11 protein-coding genes are annotated in these 26,383 nt (G+C 60.3%); 4 read left to right on the forward strand and 7 right to left on the reverse strand.

Annotated features, from left to right (window positions below; all coding sequences use genetic code 11):
• The first annotated feature begins 147 nt into the window (after window positions 1-147).
• Window positions 148-1,122 (forward strand): LacI family DNA-binding transcriptional regulator, encoded by a 975-nt coding sequence (locus IU397_RS17770; RefSeq protein ID WP_204416352.1) that lies wholly within the window; start codon window positions 148-150, stop codon window positions 1,120-1,122.
• Between the two features lie 22 nt (window positions 1,123-1,144).
• Here the strand turns inward: IU397_RS17770 and IU397_RS17775 are convergent, their stop codons facing one another.
• From IU397_RS17775 to IU397_RS17785, 3 genes are all read right to left on the reverse strand, one after another.
• A complete protein-coding gene (locus IU397_RS17775; protein WP_204416354.1) occupies window positions 1,145-1,723 on the reverse strand; it encodes a hypothetical protein in 579 nt (192 codons plus the stop codon).
• A gap of 87 nt (window positions 1,724-1,810) precedes the next feature.
• A complete protein-coding gene (locus IU397_RS17780) occupies window positions 1,811-3,184 on the reverse strand; it encodes a TolC family outer membrane protein (protein WP_204416356.1) in 1,374 nt (457 codons plus the stop codon).
• A gap of 71 nt (window positions 3,185-3,255) precedes the next feature.
• Window positions 3,256-3,909, reverse strand: coding sequence for a protein-L-isoaspartate O-methyltransferase (locus IU397_RS17785; protein WP_204416358.1), 654 nt, complete (start codon window positions 3,907-3,909; stop codon window positions 3,256-3,258).
• A 218-nt stretch (window positions 3,910-4,127) separates the two neighbouring features.
• On the opposite strand from IU397_RS17785, the gene IU397_RS17790 reads away from it, so the two are divergent.
• On the forward strand, window positions 4,128-5,615 hold the full coding sequence (locus IU397_RS17790) for a caspase family protein (RefSeq protein ID WP_204416360.1): 1,488 nt from the start codon (window positions 4,128-4,130) through the stop codon (window positions 5,613-5,615).
• 247 nt (window positions 5,616-5,862) lie between these two features.
• Here IU397_RS17790 and IU397_RS17795 read toward each other — a convergent pair whose 3' ends face one another.
• Both IU397_RS17795 and IU397_RS17800 read right to left on the reverse strand, forming a co-directional pair.
• Window positions 5,863-11,106, reverse strand: coding sequence for a cellulase family glycosylhydrolase (locus IU397_RS17795; protein ID WP_204416362.1), 5,244 nt, complete (start codon window positions 11,104-11,106; stop codon window positions 5,863-5,865).
• Between the two features lie 873 nt (window positions 11,107-11,979).
• Window positions 11,980-13,272, reverse strand: coding sequence for a BamA/TamA family outer membrane protein (locus tag IU397_RS17800; RefSeq protein WP_204416364.1), 1,293 nt, complete (start codon window positions 13,270-13,272; stop codon window positions 11,980-11,982).
• Window positions 13,273-13,542: 270 nt separating this feature from the next.
• Between IU397_RS17800 and IU397_RS17805 the strand changes: the two genes are divergently transcribed.
• Window positions 13,543-15,486, forward strand: a complete 1,944-nt coding sequence (locus IU397_RS17805) for a TolC family protein (protein WP_204416366.1) — start codon at window positions 13,543-13,545, stop codon at window positions 15,484-15,486.
• Window positions 15,487-15,521: 35 nt separating this feature from the next.
• Window positions 15,522-25,580, forward strand: a complete 10,059-nt coding sequence (locus IU397_RS17810) for an isopeptide-forming domain-containing fimbrial protein (protein ID WP_204416368.1) — start codon at window positions 15,522-15,524, stop codon at window positions 25,578-25,580.
• A gap of 131 nt (window positions 25,581-25,711) precedes the next feature.
• On the opposite strand, the gene IU397_RS17815 is transcribed toward IU397_RS17810, so the two are convergent.
• Both IU397_RS17815 and IU397_RS17820 read right to left on the reverse strand, forming a co-directional pair.
• Window positions 25,712-26,008, reverse strand: coding sequence for a hypothetical protein (locus tag IU397_RS17815; protein ID WP_204416370.1), 297 nt, complete (start codon window positions 26,006-26,008; stop codon window positions 25,712-25,714).
• Window positions 26,008-26,383, reverse strand: a 376-nt coding sequence (locus IU397_RS17820; protein ID WP_204416372.1) for a transposase, incomplete at its 5' end; no start/stop codon positions are given. The genes IU397_RS17815 and IU397_RS17820, both read right to left, overlap by 1 nt.

Raw genomic sequence — 26,383 nt, forward strand, 5'->3', positions numbered from 1 at the left:
CGACCCCCCAGCAGCACACGCCATGTAACTGGTTACAAGGTTTCCGAAACCGGTTGTACTTGTCAATGGTCTCGACTTAGCTCGGAGGTAACTGATCGCTAAAAAGAGGGTGTCTTGCCCAACGGTCGTATCAAAAAGCGAAGCAATATGCGCGACGTCGCCCAAAAAGCGGGCGTATCGATTGCAACAGTATCGCGCGTTCTCAGCGGAACGCACAACGTCGCACCCGAGACCCGACGCGCCGTCGAACAGGCGATCGCCGATCTAAACTTTGTGCCAAGTGCCGCCGCGCGATCCATCAATTCCGGCCGCACCCATATGGTGGGCGCGCTCGTGCCGACCCTCGATTACGCGATCTTCGCCCGTTTTCTGGATACGCTTGAACTGGAACTGGCAAAGGCGGGTCTTTCACTTGTGGTCGCCACGACCAAAAACGATCCGGATCAGGAAGCCAAACGTGCGGGTGATCTGCTCAACCTCGGTGTGGAGGGATTGGTGGTCTCTGGCATCACGCGCAGTGCGGAATTTGAAGCGCTGGTCACGCGCCATGCCCTGCCGGTTGTCGCGACCTCGTATTTCGATCCCGAAAGTGATCTCCCGACCATCGGGTATGACAATGCGGCGGTTGCGCGGGTCGCCTTCGCCCATCTTGCAGATCTGGGTCACCGGGAGATTGCCGTCCTGTCCGGCCCCGCCCGGAACAATGACCGCACGCGGACCCGGGTCAACACCCTGCGCGCCCGGGACGATGCCCGGATTTCCTTCCACGAGACCGAGCTCAATCATTCTGCCGCGGGGGACCAGACCGAACAGATCCTGGCACAACGTCCAAATGTCACGGCCATTTTATGTATGTCGGATGTGTTGGCCCAGGGCGCGCTGTTTCGATTGCAGACCTTGGGTATCGCCGTGCCGGATCAGCTGTCCTTGATGGGGGTCGATGACTTGCAAAGCTCTGCCTGCACGTATCCGCCGCTCACAAGCGTGCATCTTCCGGTCGAAGAGATGGGACACAAGACAGCGACGGCCATGGCGCGATGGGTGGCGCAAGGCATACCGGCGAAACATGAAAAGCTGCCATCCAGCATATCAATCCGGCGATCGACACAGCGGTTGGGATGACAGACCAGCCGCCATGCTGCGCCTACTTCAGGTTGTGTTCGTCCAGAACCCGGCCAATCTCCTGCCGGACAAGCTTGCGCACGATCAGGGTTATCCTGGCACCCAAGGGCCCCTGTAACTCCGACCGCACCAGCGCAGCAACGGCGGCTTCCAGCGCAGCTTGATCCAGATCATCCGCTTGTTGCGGGAGCGGATCGACCAACGCCATGGGTGTGGGACGCACAATATCCGCCAAGGAAAGATCGATGTCTGCCGCAGGCACCAATTCGGGCACGCCCACCTTGTCCGCATCCGCGATCCAGGGCGTTTCCCCCAAAACCCCGATCCCTGTCACGGGGGTAAATGCCGGTTTAGGGTCCAAATCCTCCGCAGGAACGATTTCATCTGCCACCCGGATCGATGGGGATAAAATCAGCGCCTCCCCCAAGGTCTGGTCGGGTGCAGGAAGGTCTGGCTCCACCGGAGCTTCGACTGTGGAATGATCCGACACGGCCGGGTCATCCATATTTGTTGGTTTCAAGCAGCGTGTGTCATTCGACACCAGCCGTCTGATCGAGCTGAGAACATCATCGATTTCGGCGCGAGCCATCGAATCGGACATGGAGGCTGACCTCTTATGGCGTCATCTGAGCAGTCAGGCCGAATATCGGGTGATAACATGGCAACAAAAAGGCATCATCCCGAAAAGTTAATTCTTACCCAATCGTTCCAACAACTTATCCAACTGTTTGCCCTGCCGTGACCGTTTTATGGGCGCTGACTTAACCGCATTGTAATAAGCGGCCGGATCGTAGGTTTGAATGCCCAGCCCCAGGTGATCCACCGTCAGCAAACCCATTGATGATAGCAGCTGATAGACAGCCAGATATTGCTGGGTTTGTGCGTCGATCCGGTTCGCCCGAGCATCCAGCAATTCCTGTTCTGCATCCAGAACGTCCAACGTCGTCCGGGATCCAAGCTTGGCTTCTTCCTGCACGCCGCGGAAGGCGATCTCCGATGCACGGATCTGACGTTCCGTTGCGTCAAGCTGCGCAACCGAAACCGACAGGTTGGCCCAGGCATTGCCCACCTGTTGGCGAATATTGTGCGTGGTATCCAACAAGGACGCCCGCTGTCCGTCACGACGCGCCTTGGATTGGCGCACCGCCGATGTCAGCGAACCACCATTGTAAATCGGCTGGTTGAAGTTCAACGCAATACTAGCATCGGGCGTGTTATTCGCGTTGAACCCGCCGCTGCGCCGGGTGCGAACACTGGCATCGGCCGTAACGCGAAACTTCATGGCGGCCTCGGCCCGTGCGATGTTGAGTTCCGACACCGTGACCTGACGCTGCGCCTGGCGGATGTTGGGATGGGTGCGCACCGCGATCCCTTCGGCCTCTTTCAGGCTGCCAGGCAGACGAGGCGCGCGTGGCACAGCACTCAGTTGTCCGGGATAGCGGCCAACAGCAACGCGGTAACTTTCGCGGGCAATCGCCAAGGTCCCCTCGGCAGCAGCGCGCGCACTGCGGGCAGCCGCCAGACGGGCCTCTGCCAAGGCGACATCCGTCCGGGTCACCTCACCCACCTCGAACCGGTCCTGGGCCGCGCGGAGTTCCTGGGTCAGAAGCCGCACGTTGTTGTCGCGCAGGTTCACGAACTCAACTGCGCTCACCACATCCAGATACGCCGTCACGGCCGCCAGCAAAACATTCTGCTCGATCCCGACCAGGGCTTCGCGAGTGGCCAGCACAGTCTCTTTCTGCGAATCGATGGCCAGGCGGGTCTGGCCATTGTCGAACAGCAAAAGTTGGGCGTTCAGGCTGGCCGATGCCGTTAATTCATCGATATCGGTATTTTCGCTCGCAGTGGCGGCAAAACTGATCACCGGGCGCAAGCCCGCAACCGCCTGGGCCACATCTTCATCCGCGGCCCGCAACAGGGCGCGGTTCTGGTCCAGCAGATGGGAATGACGATACGCACCGATCAGCGCATCTGTCAGAGTTTCGGCCACAGTGGTGACTGGCATCGCTGCACAAACCGAAATGATCGCAGCGCGCTGCAGGGTCTTCGAAAAGCCCATTCGCAGGCCTCCTCGCTTTTGCACGTGGGCCCGCCGGAGACCGGCGTGGCGGTGATGTCAAATTCAGCGGCCTACAGCACAAAACGGCGAGGCGCCTCAAATCCCGGTAGGATCGGAGCCCCCGCGTTGAACGCAAACCGCCAGCTGACACTACCGTCCGTTTTGTAGCCGATCTTTACAACCCCCAGCGAACCTTCAGAAAAAAGTGCGGCAATGCGGCCACCATCTTTCAGCTGATCCAACAGCGCATCGGGCACATGCTGCACCGCGCCCTCGACAATGATCGCATCATAGGGGCCGTGTTTGGGCGCGCCCTCGGTCAAGGGCGCCTCGATCACGGCAACATTGTCGGCATTGATCGACAATAGGACATCCTGCGCAGTGCCCGCCATATCGCCATCATCCTCAACGGCCACAACGGCATCGGCCAGGCGGGCCAGAATGGCGGTCGAATATCCCAGGCCCGCGCCCACATCCAGCACGACCTCGCCCACCTGAATGTCCAGGCTGTCCAGCATTTTTGCCAGCGTGCGCGGCTCAAGTACCACCCGCCCCGGCGCAAGGGCCAGGTTTTCGCCCACATAGGCCGCCTCTTCCTGGCCACCCGGGACAAATCGTTCGCGGGGGACAGTCAGCATGGCCTCGATGATCGGAAATTTCGTGACATCCGAAGGTCTTATCTGGGTGTCGACCATATTTCGGCGGCGATCTTCGAAGACGCTCATGGGCTGGAACTCGCAGGTTTGATCTTTGCGTCACCCTTTGCACAATGCCCGTATCAAGACAACTGTGTGTCCGGTCGCATGAAGCTGACCGCGCCAGTCGCCCCGTTTCTTTACGCAGGGCGCGGTGCAAGATAGGATCTCGGGTATTGTGACCGCGCGATCCAGCCCACATATTTGCGGGATTGATTGCTTATTTAAGTCCTTAAAGAGGTGACCCAATGACAAAGTGGCTTTCCCTATTTGGCCTAGCGCTGATCGTTTGGACCCAGGCCGCCCATGCAGCCGATCGTGTGGCCCTCGTCATCGGGATGAGCAACTACGACAATATCCAGCCGCTCAAGAACACCCAGCGCGATGCCGAAGGTGTATCTACCACCCTCACCGATATCGGGTTCGAGGTCGTCACGGCCATTGATGCCAGCCAAACGGAACTGCTTGAGATCATGGGCGAGTTCCAGTTCCGTGCCGAAACCGCCGATCTGGCCCTGATCTACTTTGCCGGTCACGGGGTAGAGGTCGATGGCGTGAACTATCTTGTCCCGGTCGATGCCGCCCCCCGGCAGGACGGGGATATCCAAAAGCAATCCGTGTCGCTGCGGCAATTCTTGAAAACTGTGGATTCTGCCCGGCAGATGCGGGTCGTCATCCTGGATTCCTGTCGCGACAATCCATTCACCGATGTGGCCGGGCTGTCCTCCGCCCCCTCATTGTCCGTTGGCTCATCCGAAGGCGGGCTTGCGCCGGCATCACCGGACCGGGGCACATTGGTGGCCTTTGCCGCCCGCGACGGGCAGGTCGCATTTGACGGGTTGGGGGATAACAGCCCCTTTGCCGAAGCATTGATGACCAATATGCGCACACCGGGGCTTGAGATCGGACTGATGTTTCGCCAGGTCCGCGACGAAGTTTTAAAGGCGACCAAGAACCTGCAAGAGCCGCATACCTACGGATCGCTTTCCGGTGCGCCCTATTATCTTGCCGGTCCGGCAAGCGGTGACGATCCTTTGGTGGCAGACGATGATCGCACCGTCGCCTGGTCTCAGCTCAAGCCCGACCAGGAGCTGCAGCTCGCCGCTTTGGCAGAGCGTGGCGATACACGCTCCATGCTGGGCCTGGCCTATATGCGCCTCAACCCCGAAGCGCGCTCCTTTGACCCTGATCAAGCGGTTGATCTGCTGCAACGCGCGGCGGATGCTGGCAGCCCCGAAGCGCAATACGAGCTGGCCAAGCTCTATGAAAAAGGGATCGGCGTCGAATCGGATCCTGTCAAATCGCTCGAACTGTTCCAGGCTGCGGCCGATCAAGGCTTTGCCGATGCCATCAACGATCTGGGTTTCATGCATTACCAAGGGCTGCTGGGCCTACGTGAAGACCGCCAGCAAGCGCTGCGCCTGTTTGAACAGGCCGCCAATCTGCGCCACCCGCAAGCACAGTTCAACTTTGCCGCCCTGATTGATGACGGTCTGATCGACGGTCAGGGCGCCCAGGAATCCGCGCGCTACCTTTATGCCGCGCTCCGCTCGGGCAGCACCGATGTGTTAGAGATCCTGACAACCCGTCCCACCATGTTCAAGGATACGACTCGTCGTGCCCTGCAATCGCTGCTTCAGGACAAGGGTTTTTACGCCGGTGCGATCGATGGCGATTTCGGCCCCGGCACGCAACGCAGCCTCAGTGCTGCCTATTCCGGCAAAACCGACGGCTAAATCTGCCGAACCGCAGCCCGCGACATCTGCGGTCACACAACTGGCGGTCGTCCCGTCCGCGTTTACTCTTCAATCCGCAGGGTCAGTTCCACGTTCACGGAGACGGCACCGCTCGCTGGATTGAAAGGTTGGGCATTCGGGCCTCATGTCGAATGAGCTTACAGACGGCCGCAGATTACTTTGAATCGTAAGAAAAAGCGGGAGGCCAGTTTCCCGGCCTCCCCCAAGCACGTGAGTGGTGCAGTAGTTAAACGAAGTAGAAGTCAGCGTCTGCGTTCAGCATGTCCTGGTCCAGGCCGCCCTGGTTCAGTTGGAACCCAACCGTCACTGAGGTGCCGGCAGCTACGGATCCATTGTAGCTGGCATTCGACACGCTGATCTCGCCAGCGGCCTCGCCAGCGTCGTAAGAGCCATTCCACATGTTGACGATCTCACCATCCAGGCTGAACGCAACTGCCCAATCACCGTCAAAATCCATGTGATCCACGTTGGTGATCTCCAGCTCGACATTCGCGCCAGAGCCCCAGTCATTCACAACGGTCAGGCGCGCATCCAGCATGTCCGAGCCGTCATTGGGATTGCCATGAACATGACCATCGGCCCCGCCATGGCCACCACCGCCTGTATCGCCACCAACATCACCACCGCCCATATCACCATCATTCGGGTCTTCGACATCGTTGTCATAGATGGTGCCAGTTGCCGTCAAGGTGCCGGTGATATTCTCACCCGAAACCGCAAGCGTGAAGGTTTCCGTATCCTCGACGATCATGTCGGGATGCACCTTGACCTGTACCGTTTTGCTTTGTTCACCCGGTGCAAAGACCAGCGTTCCCATCGCCTCGTGGTAGTCATATGCCATATCGTTGCTGGTATCGGCGACGGCCGTACCATCAGCGGTGGCATAGGTGAGCGTCACCTCTTCGGTCGCCGGTTCATCCAGAGAGACGTTAAAGAGAATATACCGGTGGCCGTCATCATGGACATGGGACGTGCCATCATCATGAACATGGGTCATGCCCGGATCGCTCTCGGTGGTGGAGCCACTCCCCAGGGTCACCGTGACAGTGGTGGTGCCGGTATCAACGCCCATATCACCACCACCGGTATCGCCGCCGCCCGTATCGGATCCTGAGCCGATCGGGGTGCCGGTGTAGTCCGGCTGGCTGTGATACGGCGCGCGGTCGACGAGGCCCGCCATCGGCACGCTCTTGCCGCTAAAGACGTTCTCGTAGCTGAACCCGTCGATCTGTTCGGCCAGACCCATGCGCCCTGCGACATTGTCCTCAAGCTGGTTCGCCCGCCATTCAAAATGAGAGCTGTCCAGCTCGCTCAACGACACCCCGCGGAGCGTCAGGCTCTGCCCGCTGATCGGGCTGAAGAACCGCGCCCCTTCGGAGCTGTCCTCGGCCACAAAGTTCAGCAACTGGTCGCCCCGAACGCTCAGGTAGAACATGCTGACCGTGTCCGTGGCGGGGTCGAAATCGACGATCTCTTCCAGGCCAGCCTCGTGGGACCGCACGTAAACCGTGTTTTCGCGCACCAGACCGGTCCCGTTTTCATAGGCGAGCGAGGCGCTGAGGTCCTGCTGCAAGTGCGAGTCCGCGATGGGCGCAAAGTTCTTTGCCGTGAGGTCCTTCAGAAACACACCTTCCAGCAACAGCGATTTGCTGCTGTCAAACATGTGGATCATGGCAAAACCGTCGGCCGTATCGACACCGATCTGGTTGTGGATCGAGTCAGATCCCAGATCCAGAACATCTTTCGCCGGATCGAAATCCGCAACCACGTCCGTCGAACCCACCTTGTAGGTCTGGCCCGTCCCGCCCGTATCCGGGTCAACGGGGTCAGGATCAACGGGATCTGGGTCCACAGGATCGGGATAAATGGGATCAGGGATCATTCCACCGTCATCGTCCAGAATTGTGCCCGTTCCCATTTCGGCCGTTCCGTCGGAGGCTGTCACAGTGAGCGATAACTTTTCGTTCGGCTCGTCCATCAGATCCGGCATCACCTCGACCTTCACCATCTTGGATTGTTCACCCGCCTCGAACACGACAGTGCCGGAGGCGGCGACATAATCCTCGCCCGCCTTGGCCGTCCCATCCTCGGTGGTGTAGTCAAACACCATCCGCTCGGTCGCCGGCTCCTCCAGCTTGACCTCGAACGTCATGTAAACCGGATCAGCATCGGGCTGCGGTGCGGGATCGGTGACCGGTCCGGCACTTTCATCCCCCTCCAACAAACCGGCCAACAGGTCGATGGCGTTCTGCCGCGGCGTGGTCCAGTCATCATTCAGGATCCCGCCGGTATCGCCGGAATTCGGATTCCAGGACCACCAGGCAAAGCTGGGCCCGGCCTGACCGTCCTTCAGGTCGTTGACGCCGTCGCCATCAAAATCACCGGCCAGGTAATTGGTGATGGCATCGGCCCACGGCAGATCCAGCGGGTTCTCCAGCTTCGATCCGAACTCACCCAGGAAGATCGGCGCGATGCCTTCTTCATAGATGAACCCCCAAGCGCGCGAGAACGTATCGTAGAGGTTGGAACCATCGGTGAACCAGTCCTGCTGGAACACAGACGCCGGATAGTCATGGGGTGAGTACACCAGCTTGTCATCGGCATCCAACTCCACAGGCCGGTCGCGCACACCGGTCAGGTTGCCCCCCCACCAGGTGTTAAAGCCGTCAGGCGTGTTGCCGCTAACCCCTTCGACCATGATCAGCCAGTCGGGCGCCTTGTCCAGAACGGCGTTTCCGCCCCGCTCCGCCGCGGCAGCCCAATCGGTGGCACTGTTGTCGCCCCAGGTGCCGTTATGCGGCTCGTTCTGCAGGTCGGCCGCAATCACGGCCGGGCTGTCGCCATAGCGCTCGGCCATGACCTCCCACGACTTGATCCAATCGGCCTCGCTGAACTTATCGTTGAACCAAAGGCCATTGGCGCTGGGGCCCGATCCCTTTTCGGTCCGGTGGTTGTCGAGGATGATCTTAATGCCGATCTCTTCGGCATAGTCGACGATCCGGTCGAACACCTCCAGCATGGTCAGGCCAACCAGATCCGGATTGCCCACGACATTGCCGGGCACCGGGTTGGTCAGCACACCTTCAGTCGAAAACGGCAGGCGGATCGCGTTGAAGCCCAGATCGACCATCTGGTCCATCATGTCCTTAAAGGGCCGCTGCCACAGGCCGTCGGGGACCGCGCGCTCGGTCTCGCCACCGAACCAGTTGGCCGCACGGATCTGCACCGCGTTGCCCTTGGCATCGACGATTTCGGTGCCCGAGGTCGACAGGGGCCCATCCAGCAGCGACGATCCATCGCCACCCGTATTTGGCGGGGTGGGATCGGGCATCGGATCGCTGGCCGGGGCCGGATCACCCTCTGTGACGCTGGCGTCAGAGACCGAGAACATCGTCGGATCAACTGGATCCGGATCGACCGGATCCGGATCGACCGGATCGGGGTCAACCGGATCGGGGTCAACCGGGTCTGGATCCACAGGATCGCCTGTCGATCCACCCGACACGACTTCGACCGTCGCCTCAGATCCGCTGGCCTGGAAGCCAAACGAAATCGTCTGTCCCGCGGCGACTGCGCCATTATAGCTCTCATTGGTCAGGGTGTAGAGGTCACCATCCTGGTCAACGATCTTCGCATTCCAGATATTGCCGATATCGCCCGATACGCGCAGTTGGATAGTCCAGCCATTTACAGTCTGGGTGGGCGTAAACTCGGTCTGCGCGACGAAACCGCTACCCCACTGGCTTGTGATGGTGGGAGTGATCGTGGCGCCGCCACCGGTATCGCCGCCGCCCGTGTCTCCGCCGGTATCACCACCACCGGTATCGCCGCCGCCCGTATCGGATCCTGAGCCGATCGGGGTGCCGGTGTAGTCCGGCTGGCTGTGATACGGCGCGCGGTCGACGAGGCCCGCCATCGGCACGCTCTTGCCGCTAAAGACGTTCTCGTAGCTGAACCCGTCGATCTGTTCGGCCAGACCCATGCGCCCTGCGACATTGTCCTCAAGCTGGTTCGCCCGCCATTCAAAATGAGAGCTGTCCAGCTCGCTCAACGACACCCCGCGGAGCGTCAGGCTCTGCCCGCTGATCGGGCTGAAGAACCGCGCCCCTTCGGAGCTGTCCTCGGCCACAAAGTTCAGCAACTGGTCGCCCCGAACGCTCAGGTAGAACATGCTGACCGTGTCCGTGGCGGGGTCGAAATCGACGATCTCTTCCAGGCCAGCCTCGTGGGACCGCACGTAAACCGTGTTTTCGCGCACCAGACCGGTCCCGTTTTCATAGGCGAGCGAGGCGCTGAGGTCCTGCTGCAAGTGCGAGTCCGCGATGGGCGCAAAGTTCTTTGCCGTGAGGTCCTTCAGAAACACACCTTCCAGCAACAGCGATTTGCTGCTGTCAAACATGTGGATCATGGCAAAACCGTCGGCCGTATCGACACCGATCTGGTTGTGGATCGAGTCAGATCCCAGATCCAGAACATCTTTCGCCGGATCAAAATCCGCAACCACGTCCGTCGAACCCACCTTGTAGGTCTGGCCCGTCCCGCCCGTATCCGGGTCAACGGGGTCAGGATCAACCGGGTCAGGATCAACGGGATCTGGGTCCACAGGATCGGGGTCAACCGGGTCGGGATCAACCGGAGTGCCACCACCCGTCATCCCAGCCGGGATCCCTTCGCCGAGCGGATCGCTGAGTAAAACCATGCTTTGGAAATAGTTGGCCACATCGGCCTCCGGCACGTCCAGCGCGGACCATTGCGGATAGTCAAACGTGTCGTTCATGAACGGCTCCATCTGGTCGTGGCTCAGCACGGTCAGATGGTTCACGTCATGGGCCACGGCCCCGTCCAGCGGCAAACCGCCATGGGTCGCCCCATGCATCCAACCACCGTAATGGGGCTCCATCTGCAGAGTATTCACAAAGGCATCGACCAGACCCGCATCCTTCAGATACGCGGCATATCCGTCCAGGCCGACCTCCTCGACCATCTTCATGACGTTATCCACCGTGCCCAGACGAGCCTCGCGTTGGATGTCCGCCAGGATTTGCGGATCAAACGCATCATCCGCGATCCAGCCGACCTTGGCCCCCTGCATACCGTAATACAGACCAACACCCTTCAGCGTCTGGCCATAGGGGTTCGGGTCATTGGTCATCTGGTTCGCGTAAGCCCACGTGCCAACAGCTTCCAGCTCCAGCGGATCAAGCCCAAGGAAGGCACGCAACCCGTTATAGGACACCAAGGCCTCGGTCGTGATCGGCGTGCGTCCCCCCTCCAGGCTGTCCTCGTGGGTGTGGCTGCTGGTCCCGTGCAGGCTGCCGAACGCGGTGATGTCAGTGTAACCACCCGGTGCAGGGTTGGCCGGCATATGGCCCCCACCGTGATCGTGCCCCTCCCCGTGGTCGTGATCATGACCGCCGCCTGCCATACCGCCACCGCCGTTTGTCATGCCGGTGTCTATTGTATCTTTCATGGTCTGTCCCTCTATCCAGGATGTGCTGGTTGTTTCGTTTCCGACGCCACGCGCCGGGCCACCCTCAGATCTGCACCGCCATGGGGAGCAGACCCGCCGGGCCGTTGATTATGTGTTTCAGATCAGGGGATGCGCGCCGCGTATTCGTGGATCCACCCATGGGTCGCCAAGGTGGCATATCGGGCCGTACTTGCCCGTCGCCGTGGTGTGATCAAATCAGGTCGGTGGTTCTTCAAAGACGCCAACTCATTTCCCCTTGCTCTCTTCCGACTGAGCAGGCGTGTCAGCCGTCACAGTCGATTTTCAGCCATTCTGACCGGACACCTAAGTTAACGCAGAGGTAATGATGTATGCATCAGCGCGTAAACTTTTACCGCGAAATGAGGCGGGATTGACGTGGTGGCAAGCACAATGACGGCCCTCGCCTGCGCATTGTTTTTTACCCCAAAACAGACGTAAAAATTTTGAGACTAAATCGATTGTGAAAAACGAATCATTCTCCCGTAAGACACTGATAATAAACGATATATTTACAGGATACGACCCAAGAACACGCTACGCGCGAGGTGGGATTCAACGCAACGTTGATCGCGCAAGTCGCAGGCATGTCCACTTGCAGTGCGCCGAGTAACGGCCCATCCAGAACCGCCAATGCATACGTTGCCAATTGACCTGTTAATTAACTGAACGCGACGCGCCAAGATAAATTTCAGTGCCACGATGGCGCATGCGGAATTTCGCCAAACGCGCACGCCACGGCGTCTACCGATTAGGCACTGCACGGCGGATATGCATGCCTTTGCGCATCAAAGATACATCCCGACCGCACGGCCGGATCGGATCAAACCGGCCCGCAGGACATGCAGGCGCAGGTCAGAATTCCGCCCTAAAGGTCAGGCCCCATTTCTGGGTCTCATCGAACCGCTCGCCGTTCGTATCAACCGCATAATAGCTCTCGAATATGCCCAGCGGCGTGCGGAAGGCTGCGCCAACCCCGTAGGAACTGCGCCAGTCCTGATGGTCTTCCAACACACCTGACGGCGCCACACCGCTCTCCACCGACCAGACAGAACCCACATCGCCAAACACAAAGGTCTCAAGCCCGGGCCGTGACGGAAACAGCGGCACCAACAGGTCGGTGCGGGCCACGGCATACTGGTTGCCGCCCAGATTGGTGATCACATCCCCACCATCGGCAGCACATCCCACGCAAACATCACGGGGAGAGATCGTGCCCCGTTCAAACCCGCGCAATGCCGCACCGCCCAGAAAGAACCGGTCCGTGGCGGTCGGGGCGTCATCCCCCGTTCCCGCAACCCGGCCCAGTTCAACCCGTGTGCGGACCGCCCAGCCATTGTCGGTGATCGGCGCGCGCCCGTAAAAGCTCAACATGCTGCGCGAGATCTCGGTATCGCCGCCAAGCCCGGTGAAATCCTGATCAAAGCGCAGCGACCAGGCCGCCCGCGGCGCCACGGTTGCATCCGTCAGCGGCTCCGACCCGGTGATCACGGAAAACCCAACCCCGGATGAGGTGCGATTTCCCGCCTCGTCCTGCAGAATAGCCGATGCCGCGCCATCGACGTCGGAAATCTCGTCAACGGCAAAGGTATAGCGCAACTCGGCCCCGGCCCGCGGACCCAATGCCAGGTTCATGTAGGGAGAGATCTTGGCGATCCGGTAATCGAACGCATCATTGTCGTAGTTGAAATTCTCCACATTCAGACGAACACCACCGCTCAGACCATCGCGCCAGAAATTGTCTGAAGTATAGGCCAGGCTCAACGTCTGTGCTTCCTCAGCAACGTTCAGATCACCGCCAATGACCGTGCCCGGCCCAAACGGATCATCCAGGTTTAGCCCCACGATCCCCACCACACCGGCATCGCTGTCGTAACCCAGTGCAAAGGTCAGACCACCGGAATAGGCCGGGGTTTCGTCCACCTCGATCACCAGGGTGGTGCCTTGGGAAAAGATCCGCACCTCCCGGAACTCACCGGTGAAATCCAGCGCCTCGACGGCATCAATGATCTCCGGCTCGCCAATCGGACGGCCTGTACGCAACCCGGATGTGGCAATGACATCACCATCGCGAAACCGTTGGTTTCCGCGCACGTCAATGTCGGCAAATGTCCGTGGTTGCGGATTGGCGAAGACCGGATATGCCATGCTCGACAGCACAAGCGATGCGGTTAACAAAACGACGCGGGCTCGCACTCTCTACATTCTCCCAACCCCCGGGCCAACTGGCGTTTTTTGGCCGATTTTGCGTGATCATTACGCGATACCACCAAAAGTGCAAAAAGATATCGGCAAATTCACGCCATTGCTTTAACAATCATATACAACCGCTGGGACATGCGATGCGTGGTCACTTGGATCCCCGGCACATAAAGATGGCAGGCGCAAACGCCGCTTTGAACGAGGGGACATAGCACAATGAAAAAGGCTCTGGCTTTGTGTCTGGTGACCGGATTGGTTGCAGGATGCAGTGAAACGTCGATTGTCCCCCGCGATGGTGATCTGCCACGGCCGCGCGGGATGTCTCCCTCCGTTGCGGAAGAGGCGGATGCCCGGCGTTCGGGCCAGAAACTGAACAGCCGACAGGCCCGCGACCGGGTGAACCTGCTGACGGCCAATGATGGCGCGCGCGAATTCAATGTCGTGTCCGGCCAGACCCGCCGGGACTGGCCCGTCGATACGATCACCTACAAACGCTTCACCAACACGACGGAACGCGCCATCTACCTGCGCCGCGCCCTGGGGCGATATGCGTTGATCGAAGCCAAGGAACGCGGCCTTGGGACGTCGTTGGCACGCGTACGCAAGGTCGCTCGCACCGCCGCCCCATCGACCAAGGGGGAATGGTGGGCCAGCGGTGTGCACAGGGGTGATCTGGCCGAAGGGCGCGCGCGGCAGATTTCCCTGCCCAACACGATCAATTCGACCATCAAAAACTCCCACCAGATTGCGGCATTCGGGGATCTGCCTGCCATCCGCGGCACGGCCATTCAGGAAGCACGCGGTCGGTTTGTGCCCGAGTTTTTTGCCGAAGCGTCCTCAAGCCGGGAAAACATCCGTGCCACCAGCCCGGCCATCTCCGCAGGCAGCAATCGCGAGATCACGGATGAGCGCGAGGTTGAATTTGGTGTCCGGTCCCGCCTCCTGACGGGGGGCGAGATCAGCGTATCGCAACGGTTCACCACGACCGACACCAACCGCACCAGTTATATCCCCGGTGAACAATCCAATTCCCGCACGACCATCGCCTTGGTCCAGCCCTTGCTGCGCGGATCCGGCGTGGGGGCCAATGACGCGCCGCGCCGCATCGCCAACATGGACACGCAGATCGCGACCGAAGAGTTTCGCCGACAGTCCGAGGCACATCTGATGGAGGTGGAGCGCGCCTATTGGAACCTGTATGTCGCGCGGGCCGTCTATGTGCAGAAAAACCACCTCGCGGGCCACGGCGCGCGCCTGGCGGGTCAGGTGCGCAACCGGGTGGAAATTGACGCCGATCCGCTCTTGGTCAATCGCGCGGCTTCCCTGGCCGAGCAGTGGCGGGCTGACACGATCCGGGCCCAGGCTGCCATGGACAATGCAGAGTTTCGACTGGCCGCCCTCGTCAATGACCGTCGTCTGGGTCCGGCAGGTGTTGAATTGGTTCCCAGCTCTGCGCCAAACGGAGCACTCAGCATCCTCAAGACCAATGATACGATTGACGAGATCTTTGTGAATCGGCCCGAACTGCAACAGGCGATCCTGCAATATGAGGCCGCGTTGCTGCGCGAAGGGGTGGCCGCCAATGAAAGCCTGCCCGAGCTGGATCTGGTGTTGGAGGCCAATCAGGAATCCGGCGCCGACGGGTCCAGCTTTTCAGATGCGTTTTCCTCGCGCAATCGCGGCAGCGGCAATCTGGTTGGTTTGAAATTCTCCGTCCCGCTGGGGTTTGACGAACGGGACGCCCGCTACAAGCGCCGTCGCCTGGAAACGGTTCAGCAGGAACGCCAGGTCCTGTCGGTGGTATCGACCATCATCCTTGAGGTCGATGTCTCCGCCAACGAATATATCGTGGCCTGCAACGACTTGATCGCCCAGCGAAAGGCACTCAACGCGGCGCAGCGCGATCTGAACACGGTCCGCCAGCGCTGGAATGAAGGGGTGGGCGGCGACAATGGCATCGCGCTGATGTCTGCCTTGCTGGGCAGCTACCAACAGGTTCAGGCAGCCGAACAGGCCGTCGCAACGGCCCGGGCCACGCGGGAGATCTCGGCCGCCAACCTGGCCCGGGCGCGCGGTGTGCTGCTCAAACGATGGGGGCTCAAAACCGATATCCGTCGCGATATCCGCAATGAGCCGACCTACAAGATCGTCAAACGGTGATCATCTTTCGGGGGTGGTAAGGAAAGGGCGGCGCCATGGTGCAGATCCCGAAATTCGAAGCACTCGAAGATCGCATCGTCCTGGACGGTGTGCCCGAGGTCACGATCGACGCCCCAGCCTCGATCGAAATCGGTGCCCAGGACGTGCCCGTCACCCTGACATTCGACAATACCGGCACCGATAGCGGCTATGCGCCCTATGTCGACTTGGTGATCCCCTCGACCGGGTCCGATGGCGATGACGGTGTGACCTTTGACAGTGCGACCTTCCTCGGCGCGTCCATCGTCACGACCGAAATCGTCTTTGATGCCCAGGGGGAGGCGGTGCACCCCTATGCCACTGACACCAATGGCGATCCCCTTGTGATCAGCGCCACCGATTTCAGTGCGCAGCCCGGGGACACGTTGGTTGTCTTTCAACTGCCCTATGGCTCCTTTTCCCCCGGCAACCCACCCGTCGATATCGACGTGGTGCTGGATTTTTCTGAAAACGCCGACCTGTCGGACGATTTCAACCTGCGCGCCCTGGGCGGATTTTCCTTGGGCGAAGATGCGCTGGACAATCCCGGCACTGACGCTCCGATCCGCGGCGCGATCACGACCGATACCGTCGAACAGACCCTGTTCGAGGTGACAAAGGCCAGCAATGTGCCGGAGGAAGAGGCCGCCACCGGCCCCAGCTATCCCTATCAATACTCCCTGACTGTCGATGTGGCCGATAATCAAAGCCTCGACAATTTCACCCTGACCGACACCCTGCCCACGAATATCGTCTATCTCGGCGGGTTGACGATCAATGGCGGCACCGGGGGCACCGTCACCACCGAACCTGCGGTGGGCGCGCAAGTGACCGGCGCCACCAACCAACTGGTGGTCGATTTCACCAACGTGTCCGACACTGTGACGGTCACCTTCGATTACTACATCACCCAAGCCGATGGCGGCACGCCCGTTCTGAACCCCACGACCGGTTTGGGCGACGTCACCAACACGGTGACAGGCGAAGGCGACTGGGATCCGATCGACCCCCGCGACGCGACCCAAACAGACGTCTCCGACAGCGACAGCCTCACCACGACCGCCTCCGCCCTCAATGTCCAGAAATCCCAGGCGCTCCCGGTCGATACCGGCCCGTCGGGACCCACCCCGGGGGACGAATACGTCTTTACCCTGAACGTCCAGGTCGCCGATTATTCCGCCATCGGCGAATTGGAATTGGTCGATGAACTCAGCAACGGCTGGGATTATGTCGAAGGCTCCGCCACCTTCACCACGGTCGAACAGGGCCAATCGATCACTACCGCGCAGGGTTTTGACGAAACTGCGTCAGGTGACCTGGATGTCGACCTGTCCCAATTTAACACGACCGGCGAAACCACCCTCACCTTTGACCTGAGCCAGGCCATGGTCACGGCGGGACAGGACGGTCTGCTGGTGGGTGATATCGCCCGGGACACCTCGTCCGAGGGCATCCAAACAACGGTGCAAATCACCTATCGTGCGACCATCCGCGATACCTTCACCAATAGCGGTGGCCTCGGCCAACCGCAGATCGGCCAGGGAGACTCGCTGAGCAACGAGGTCACGATCACAGGCGATATCCGTGACCCCGCCAACCTCAACACGTCGTCCGGCAACCAGATCAGCAATGACAGCGAAACCACGACCTCATTGCAGGTCGGCAGCATCCGCGAAAAGACAGTCGCCGCGATCAATGGTCAGCCACCCGGTGCAAACCCGATCATCGCAGCAGGCGACACGATCACGTTCTCCATCATCTACGATGCGCCGTTGGGGTCGTTCGATGACCTGCGCATCGTCGATAACCTGCCGCAAAACTTGTTTAATGCGACAGAGATGGGAACGTTCTACGCCCCCGGCACCGGCCCGGCCATTCCGCCAGCCGGTCAATCCACCTTTGGCCCCAGCGACACCTATTTTTCCAAGTTCCAAACGTCTGGGCAGGCGGGTACAGGCATTCCGACCATCTCCACCGATGCCGCTGACAACCAGATCGACTATGACATTGGCCCACTCAACCTGTCACCCCGTGAACCGGTCGTGCTTGAGATCTTGCTGACCGTCACCGTGCAGGACGCGATCTTTGCCCCCGACCTGTTCCTCACCAACCAGTCCACGGCGTTTGAGAACAATGTCGCCGTTCCGGGAGAGGTCGACACCACCGCCATCGCTCAATTCAACTATGCCGAACCGGAACTCAATATCACCAAAGGGGTCGTGGCCTTCAGTCCATCCCCCAACAGCGATGTGACCCTGGGCGATACGGGCCCCGTGACCTTTAACGCACCGGGAACGACCGGCCCCCGCTTCAGCGGCACGGTGAATTCCACCAACCTGCAAAACGATCCCATCGATGCCGATATCGACGGGATCGATGCGGGCGACACGCTCACCTACGCAATCGTGGTGGAAAATACGGGTCGCGCGCCAAACGGCGCATTTGACGTCACAATCCAGGATTCGCTGCCGGCCGGCCTGAGTTTGGTCCCCGGTTCGGTCTTCGTCACCGATGGCACCGGCGCGGCGATCAATTTCACCGGCGATCTTTTTGCGGGGGGCCTCACCCTCACCGATCCCCCACCCGCGGGCGGGCTATCCGAAGGGGCCATTTCCAGCTTTGACACCAGCGCAGGCGACAACATCGCCATCGTCACCTATGACGTGACGGTCGAAAACACGACCACGCCCGGCGAAAGTTACACCAATACCAGCGAAGTCACCGAATTCGCCGCCGCCGAAGGGGGCGTCGACCGCGTCCCTGCGGGCCGGCTGTCCGACACGGCATCGGCCACAGTCCAAGGGGTCGAGATCGAAAAGGCCCTCAAAACGCGCCAGTTCACCACCAGCGGCGACATCGCCAATGGCGGGGCTGCGGGGCGGAATTCAAATGAGGTCGTCGTCGGTGAAGATGTCGAATTCACCATCCGCATCGACCTGCCCGAGGCCCGGTATTTCGACGCCCAGATCCGCGACCGCGTCAATGTCGGCGGCCTGGTTCTGGAAAGCGCGACCATTGATACATCCCCCATCGCCGGACAAGCCGGGACCAACGCGACCCTCAACAACGGCCAGATCATCTTTAACCTCGGTGATTTCACCAATACGGCCGACAATGATCTGACCAATGATTTTATCGAGGTCACGGTCCGGGGTCGCATCGATGATGTGGCGGGTTTCGATGCAGGCGACCTGATCCGCAACACCGCCAGCTTTTCCTATGCCGCAACCGATGGCGGGTCCACGATCACCGAGCGGGACAACCAGAACCTCCGCCTGACCGAACCCAATCTGACGCTCGATAAGGAAAGCACCGATGCCGACGATATCGTCAATGTCGGCGACACGGTCACCTATGAGATCGACATCGCCAACCTGCGTAGGTCGCGCGATGCCCCGGCCTTTGACCTGACGCTGACAGACACCCTGCCCGCGGCGTTTATGACGCTCGACCCCGGCTCAATCCAATTGCAGATCGATGGCAGCACCGTTGCGTTCAATGGCACCGACTTTGCTTTGAACAACACCACCCCAGCCAACGGCTTCACGCTGTTCATCGACCGGTTGGATCCCAACCAAACGGCCAAGGTGATCTACACGGCCGACGTGATCCAAACCGTTCCCGCAGGCACGAATATAGACAATACGGCAAATTTGTCGTTTGACAGCACACCCGAAGATGACAGCGCCGGGCCAGATTTGGACGACCGCGAATACAGCCTGTCCGATACCGAACGCGTGCAAGTCGCCAGCCCCCAGATCGACAAAAGTGTGGTCGATGGCTCCACCAGCTACCCCGAGACCTCGGGGAGTGATCTGGGTATCGGCGAATTGGTGACCTATGAAATTGTGGCCACCATTCCGGAAGGCACCGTCGATGGCGTGATCCTCCGCGACACCCTGCCTGAGGGGATGGAGTTCGTTTCGGCCAACCTGGTCCGTTTTGGCGATACGGGCGGCAACCTGGTGGATGAAGTCGGACCGCTTCCCACCGGCACCCATAATGCCGCAACCCGCGTGACGACATTTGATTTCGGTGATCTGACCAACACGTTCGACGGTGTCCAAAATAGCGAAGACGAGATCGTGGTTCGGGTCACTGCGCGGCTGACGGCGGATGCAGGTGTAGATACGTCAGACACGTTGACCAATACGGGCGCGATCCAGTTCGATGATGGCCAGGGCAACACCCAAATCGCAACCGACACGGCGGATGTGGAGGTGGTCGAGCCCGATGTTGACATTGCCAAGATCGTGAGCCCGGCCACGGCAGATGCGGGCGATATCGTAAATTATCGTTTGATATCAAGTAATAACGGTGACGGCCCCGCCTATGATATGGTGATCAATGATGATGTCGTGGGATCGCTCGTCACGCTGGATCCGGCGACCGTGGCCATCACCATTCGCGATGCTGGCGGCGGTGTTGTCAGCACTGTCCCCGCGGGGACACCGGTTTTGGGCGCGGCTGTGGAGAACACTCTGGGCTTCCGGGTGGGCGGTGCCGGTGCGTTGCAGGTCGTGGTGCCCGTGCTCCAGGCCGGTCACACGGTCGAGATTACCTATGGTGCCGAGGTGCAGGATGGCGCGCTGTTCAGCACTGCCTACACCAACACCGCAGAGGTAACCCGGTACGACAGCAACCCCGCCGGGAGCGAGGTCACCGACCCCGGCGCCCCGGAGGAAGAACGGGTCTATGAGGCTGGCCTGGCGGGTTACACCGTGCCAGAGGCGACCGCGACTTTTACAACGCTGGATGCCTCCCTCACGAAAAACTACTTGAGTAGCTCTGACGCGAACACGGCCAATGCGACCGGGGCCGCTAATGCGCAACTGGTGGTCGGCGAAACCGTTACCTATGAGCTGATCATCGATATCCCCGAGGGGACAGCCAACCTGGTTTTGAACGATGACCTGCCGCCAGGGCTGCAACCCGTTTCGGCCCAGGTGGTCAATATGAACGGGGCCGTGTCGGCCAACGGCTTGACCAACGGGACCACCGACAGCAACGCCAACATAACCCTGAACGCGTCTTCCGGTGGGACCGTGGAGTTTGATTTCGGCTCTACCACGTTAGCAGGCACGACACCGTCTAATCCTGCAGGATCGCAGATCGTGGTGCAGATTACGGCTGAGGTACTAGATGTTGTGCCAGCTGTGGCCAACGGGCAGACGCTCACCAATATTGCCACGCTCGACGTAACCAACCCGGCCGGTGGGGCCAATTTGCAAGATCCCGTCATCGCCAGCGAGAGCGTGGATATCGTTGAACCCCTTGTTGATATTGAGAAAACCGGCCCCATCGGTGCGGATCCCGGCGATACGGTGCCCTATTCCATCACGGTGACGAATACCGGCACCGGCCCGGCCTATGATATGGAGATCAGCGATCCGCTGGCTGATCCGGACCTCAGCCTTGTTGGCACACCGACCGCCACGGATGGTGATGGCAACCCTGTTCCGGCAGGTCAGATCACGACAGGTGCCTTCGCCGGCGACGGGTTCCGGATCACCGGGCTGACGCTGCTGCCAGGGCAATCTGCGACGGTCAACTTTAATGTTCTGCTGGATGCGAATGCCGACCAGGCGGAAAGCTTCATCAACACCGCGACAGCCATCTTTGACACGGTGGAAGATGACAATCCGAATACCGGGGGCCGCACCGGAACGGTCAGCGACGATCACCGCCTGGCGACGATCCCGTTCATCTTTAAGGAGCCATTCTCAAGCTCGAACCCCGACACAAACTCGGACGCACCGACCGACCGGCCCTTTGACCTGGCCGTGGGGGAAGAGGTCACCTATCGCTACCAGATCACGCTACCGGAATTGCCCGGACAGACCGTGAGCATCACAGATGATTTGCCCGCTGGATTTCGGTTTGTGGAGGCCGCCGTTGACCTGACCGGATCGCAGTTGAGCGGGTCCAACCTATCATCGGCCACTGGCCTGACGGTCGGGACGAATGCGAATGGGCCCACGATCTCCCTCGCCGGAAATGACGTCACCTTTGACTTTGGCGCGGTTGCCAACCCGGTGAACAATGTCATCGATGCCGGGGACAGCTTTTTCCTGCTGGTGACGGCGGTCGTTGAAGACAATCCGGCGAATACGGCAGGCGCGGAGCGGACCAATACCGTAACCCTGGATGTCGATCCCGATGGGCCAGGCGGCAACGCGGCCTTTAACCAGCAAGAGGCCACGGCGGATGTGCGTATCGTCGAGCCGGAGTTGGACATCGAAAAGACCGGTCCCATCGCCCTGAGCCCGGGTGCCAGCGGCACGTTCACCATCACCGCCACGAATGGCGAGCCCAATGTGACACCCGCCGCAGATGGCCCGGCCTATGACGTCGATATCAGCGACAGCCTGCCTGCGGGCATGACGCTGGATGCCACAGCCTTTACCGTGCAGATCGACGGCGCCACCACGGCCTTTACCGAAACGCGCAACACCGGGGGCGATGGGTTTACCATATCGGTTCCGCGCCTGTTGCCCGATCAGGTGCTGACCATCAGCTACACGGCCAGCCTGGACGCCAATGCCGCGCCGCTGACGGAGTTCACCAATACCGCCACGGCCAATTACGACAGTGCGCCCGGCAATCCAGTCGACAGCCAGGGCAACCCGATCACCGACCGGGATGCCACCCCCGTAAGCGACACCCATACGGTCAGCAGCGGGCCGACCTTGGACAAGATGGTCACCGGCACATCGAACGCGCTGACCGGCGCGGGCCAGTTCGACGCGTTCGAGGATCTGGCGATTGGGGAGGAGGCCACCTATCAAATGGTGATCACCCTGCCCGACATCTCCATGGATAGTGTGCAGTTGGTGGATGCGCTGCCAGCGGGGATGGATTTCGTCTCGGCCCGGGTGGTGAGCACCAGCAACGATGTTGCGATTAACGGCGCAACGACAATCACGCCCGCCGGCCAAAACGTGACCTTTGCCTTTACCGATGTTGTCAACGACACGTCCGGGACGGATCAAAACCAGATCGTTGTGGAGGTTGTGGCGCGGGTGAATGCGGCAACCGCCAATGTGAATGACGCGGATCTGACCAATACCGCGACCTTGACCATTACGCCCCAAGGGGAGGCCGCGCTGACCCCGGTGACAGATACGGCCACGGTGGAAGTGGTGGAGCCAACGCTGACCATCGACAAGACAAGCGAGGTGGCAGTTAATCCCGGTGATAGCATCGATTATCAGTTGGTGATCGACAATACCGGATCCGCGCCCGCCTATGACGTGATCATCGCCGACCCGATCAGCAATCCATTCCTGACGCTGGATACCGGATCGGTCACGGTGACGCTGACCGATGGCGGGACGACCACGACCCTGACCGGGGATTTGAACATTGTCGAAAGTGGCGGTGGTTTTACGGTTGAACTGGATGACGTGAATACGGGGCAGGCCATCCCGATCCCGGTGGGGGCGCGGGTGACTGTCGACTATTCAGCAACGCTGAGCGCGACGGCCCCGGAGGCGGAGAGTTTCCCCAACACGGCCACGATCAATTATGATGGGTTACCCGGCGATCCGGTTGACGGCAATGGCACGCCGATCCCTGATCGGGATTACACGGCCAATGACACGGCATCGGTGGCCACGGTGCCGTTCCTGACCAAGACGCCCACGGCGTCGAGTTTTGCGGAAACCGGCGAGACCCCGTTTGAGTTGAATATCGGGGAGGAGGTCACGTTCACCTATGAACTGTTCCTGCCCGAGGTCGGGTTGGAGCGCGTGACGTTCCTGGACGATCTGCCAGACGGGATGGATTATGTGGGCTTTTCCGTCGTCTCAACCGGCGGGATCACCGCATCGGGCGGGGGGCCGGTGCCTGCACCGACCGAGACGGTCGTCGGCAATAACGTCGAGTTGGTCTGGACCGATCTGTTGAACGATCCGCCCAATGGGATCGATGCGAATGACAAGATCACGATCACGGTGACCGGACGGGTGAATGACCAGTTCACGGCGGGCACGGATCTGGTGAACAACGCGGTTTTGGAAGTCGATCCGGTGGGGGCGCCTGCGTTGAACCAGCGGACGGCCACATCGACGGTCGGCATTGTCGAGCCCGATCTGACCGTGACCAAGACCGGCCCCCAAGGCGGAAACCCCGGCTCGACCATCCCTTATTCGATTGTGGTGGAGAACACCCATCCCAGCGGCAATACCGGGCCCGCCTATGACGTGTCGATCGTGGATACGCTGCCTGCGGGGATCGCGCTGAACCCCGGGACGCTGACCTTTACCAGTGATCAGCGGGGCATCCTGACCCCGTCGAGCCTGACGGCAACCGTTGGTGGGTTTGATGCGGATTTCCCGGTCTTGCTGGCGGGCGAGGTGCTGACGATCACCTATGACGGCACGTTGTCCGCTACGATCCCCGCGGCAGAGAGCGTGCGCAACGAGGTCGCGGTGAATTACGACAGCGCGCCCGGGAATGACCCCAATCAGAAGGTGTACGCTGAGGAGACGGATGATCACCGGATCAGCACGGTGCCCGGGCTGGAGAAGGTGATCGCCGCGACCGATATCAGCCAGACAGGCACGGCGGCCCATGATCCGAACATTGACGATGTGAGCGTGGGGGAACTGATCACCTATCAGCTGACATTGACCTTGCCCGAACTTGACGATCAGCGCGTGGTGTTAAGCGACACCTTGCCCGCTGGATTGGAGTTTGTGTCATCCCGCGTGGCGAGCGTCGGGGCGGAGATCACAGGGATCACCCAAGGGTCAACGACGGCGGCGGGCGTGGCTGGGCAAATCATTACCTTTACCTTTGCCGATGTGGATAACACCTTTGCCCAGGGGCAGGCCGATGAAGGGGTGATCAACGACGAAGACCGCGTCGTGATCGAGGTTGTAGCGCGCGTGGCAGATGTGGCTGCCGCCAGTGACGGGGCGCAGTTGACGAACGATGCGCGGCTGAATGTGCGCACCTCCGATGGTGTCGATTTCACCGAGCAGCGCGATGACGTGACGGTCGAGGTGGTGGAGCCGCAGATCGATATCGAGAAATCCGTGAGCGAGCCCAACCCGACCGTGGGTGACACGATCACCTATACCGTGGTTCTGACGAATGATGCGGCCGCGACCGGCCCGGCATTCAACCTGGTGATCCAGGATGCCTTGCCGACGGATCTGTCCGTTGTGGGCACACCGCGCCTGTCTGATCCGTCCCTGGGCAATGTGCTATCCAATCCGGGCGCAACCACGCTGGTGGTCGGTGCCCCCGTTCTGCTGCCCGGGCAGACGCTGACGGTGGAATATGACGTGTTCGTCGGCTTCCGCTCCCCGGTTCTGCAGGAGATCGAGAATACAGCCACTGTGACGGGGTCGACCACACCATTTGGTCCCGGGCGTCCGCAAAACGACCAAGACACCGCGATTATCGAGGCGGATCCGGCCCCGGCCCCCGTTTTCAACGAGGAGGGGGATTTTGCCGGTGGTGGCATCGACGATGCGCGTTTCCTGCCGGTCCTGCTGATCGATCCGATCTTTTCCGGGACGGCGGAACCGGGGGCGAATGTGACCGTGTCGCTGTATCGCCAGGATGGGGCGCTGTCCTATGTGCGCAATATCCTTGCCGATGCGGGCGGGCATTGGATCGCGCTATTCCCGCGGGTGCAGGTGGAACAGGTGGAAGATGATTTCTGGTCATTCTACGACCGTTCTGTGCTGTTTCAGGCCCCCGTTGAGACGCTGGACCGCGCGGACCGGGATTTCTTTGGCAGGACGGCACCGGAGCGGTCCGTGACCATCGGCACCATCCTGAATGATGAGGGGTACAGCATCTCGTTGCAGCAGGACCGGCCGTCGACCCTGCCCGAGGATCTGGGATTGTTCAACGCGCGCACCTTTTTCAGCCCGGCCGTGGTGGGCGAAGGCTATGGGACCAACACGGTCCTGAAGGTGGACGAGGTGTTCACGGATACGGCTGCGTTGACGGTGGAGCGGCTTTATCAATCCTCGGTCGATCCACTGGGGCTGAGCCTGAACCGGTTCAATTATGAGTTCCTGTCAGAAGCGACGGCATTGCCCGGCAGCGCGCGCTGATCCACCAAACATCGATCGGTTCAGAGCATCAAAAGACACTCTTGGGCAAGACCGGGGGCCGCGAGCCAACCCCCAATGCCGATGTACATGTTGCGGGTGATCTAGATACTTTGGACGTAAGCGCCCGGTTTTTACCGCAGCGACTGGTTTTTGAGGCGTGCGATGATGTCTGGCTCGGCGACGAAGTCATCGAGGAAGCTGTGCCATTCCTTGATGGAGACGCGCGCGTTTGCGAGGATGTCCCGTAGGTCTTCGATGCCGCCCTCGGTCAGAGCAGTGATGTAGTCTTCGCCGCCTATTTGGACGCTTACGATGTTGCCGTAGGTCAGGTTGTCGTCGTTGTTGACGATGGCCCTGAGAAGCTCGGGATCTTCGCCCAACCGGGTGGCGGCATGGGCGATGGAACAGACGTAGGTCACTGCAGCCACTACGCTGCCCGGCTGTTTGGCTGGGTTGCGGGCGTCCAGTTCCAGGGAAGCAATTCGTCGAGCCGGTTGATTTTGTGGCCATGGATGCGGCTGAGGATGTCTGTGAGGTAGGCTTGCGGGTCGAGCCCGTTCATTTTGGCGGTTTCGATGACGGTCATTGCACGGGAGAGGGTTTCGCCGCCTGTGTCTGATCCGGCAAAGAGCCAGTTGCGGCGACCAACGCCAATGGGGCGCATGCCGCGCTCGGCTGCGTTATTGTCGATAGCCACGCGTCCGTCTTCGAGGATCAGAGTGAAGGACGGCCAACGGCTGAAGCAATAGCGGAATGCTTTGGCCAAATCACTCTTGCCCGGGATGCGCGTCAGTTGGGCCTCG

This window comes from Actibacterium sp. 188UL27-1, from assembly GCF_016901225.1.
Taxonomy (GTDB): domain Bacteria; phylum Pseudomonadota; class Alphaproteobacteria; order Rhodobacterales; family Rhodobacteraceae; genus 188UL27-1.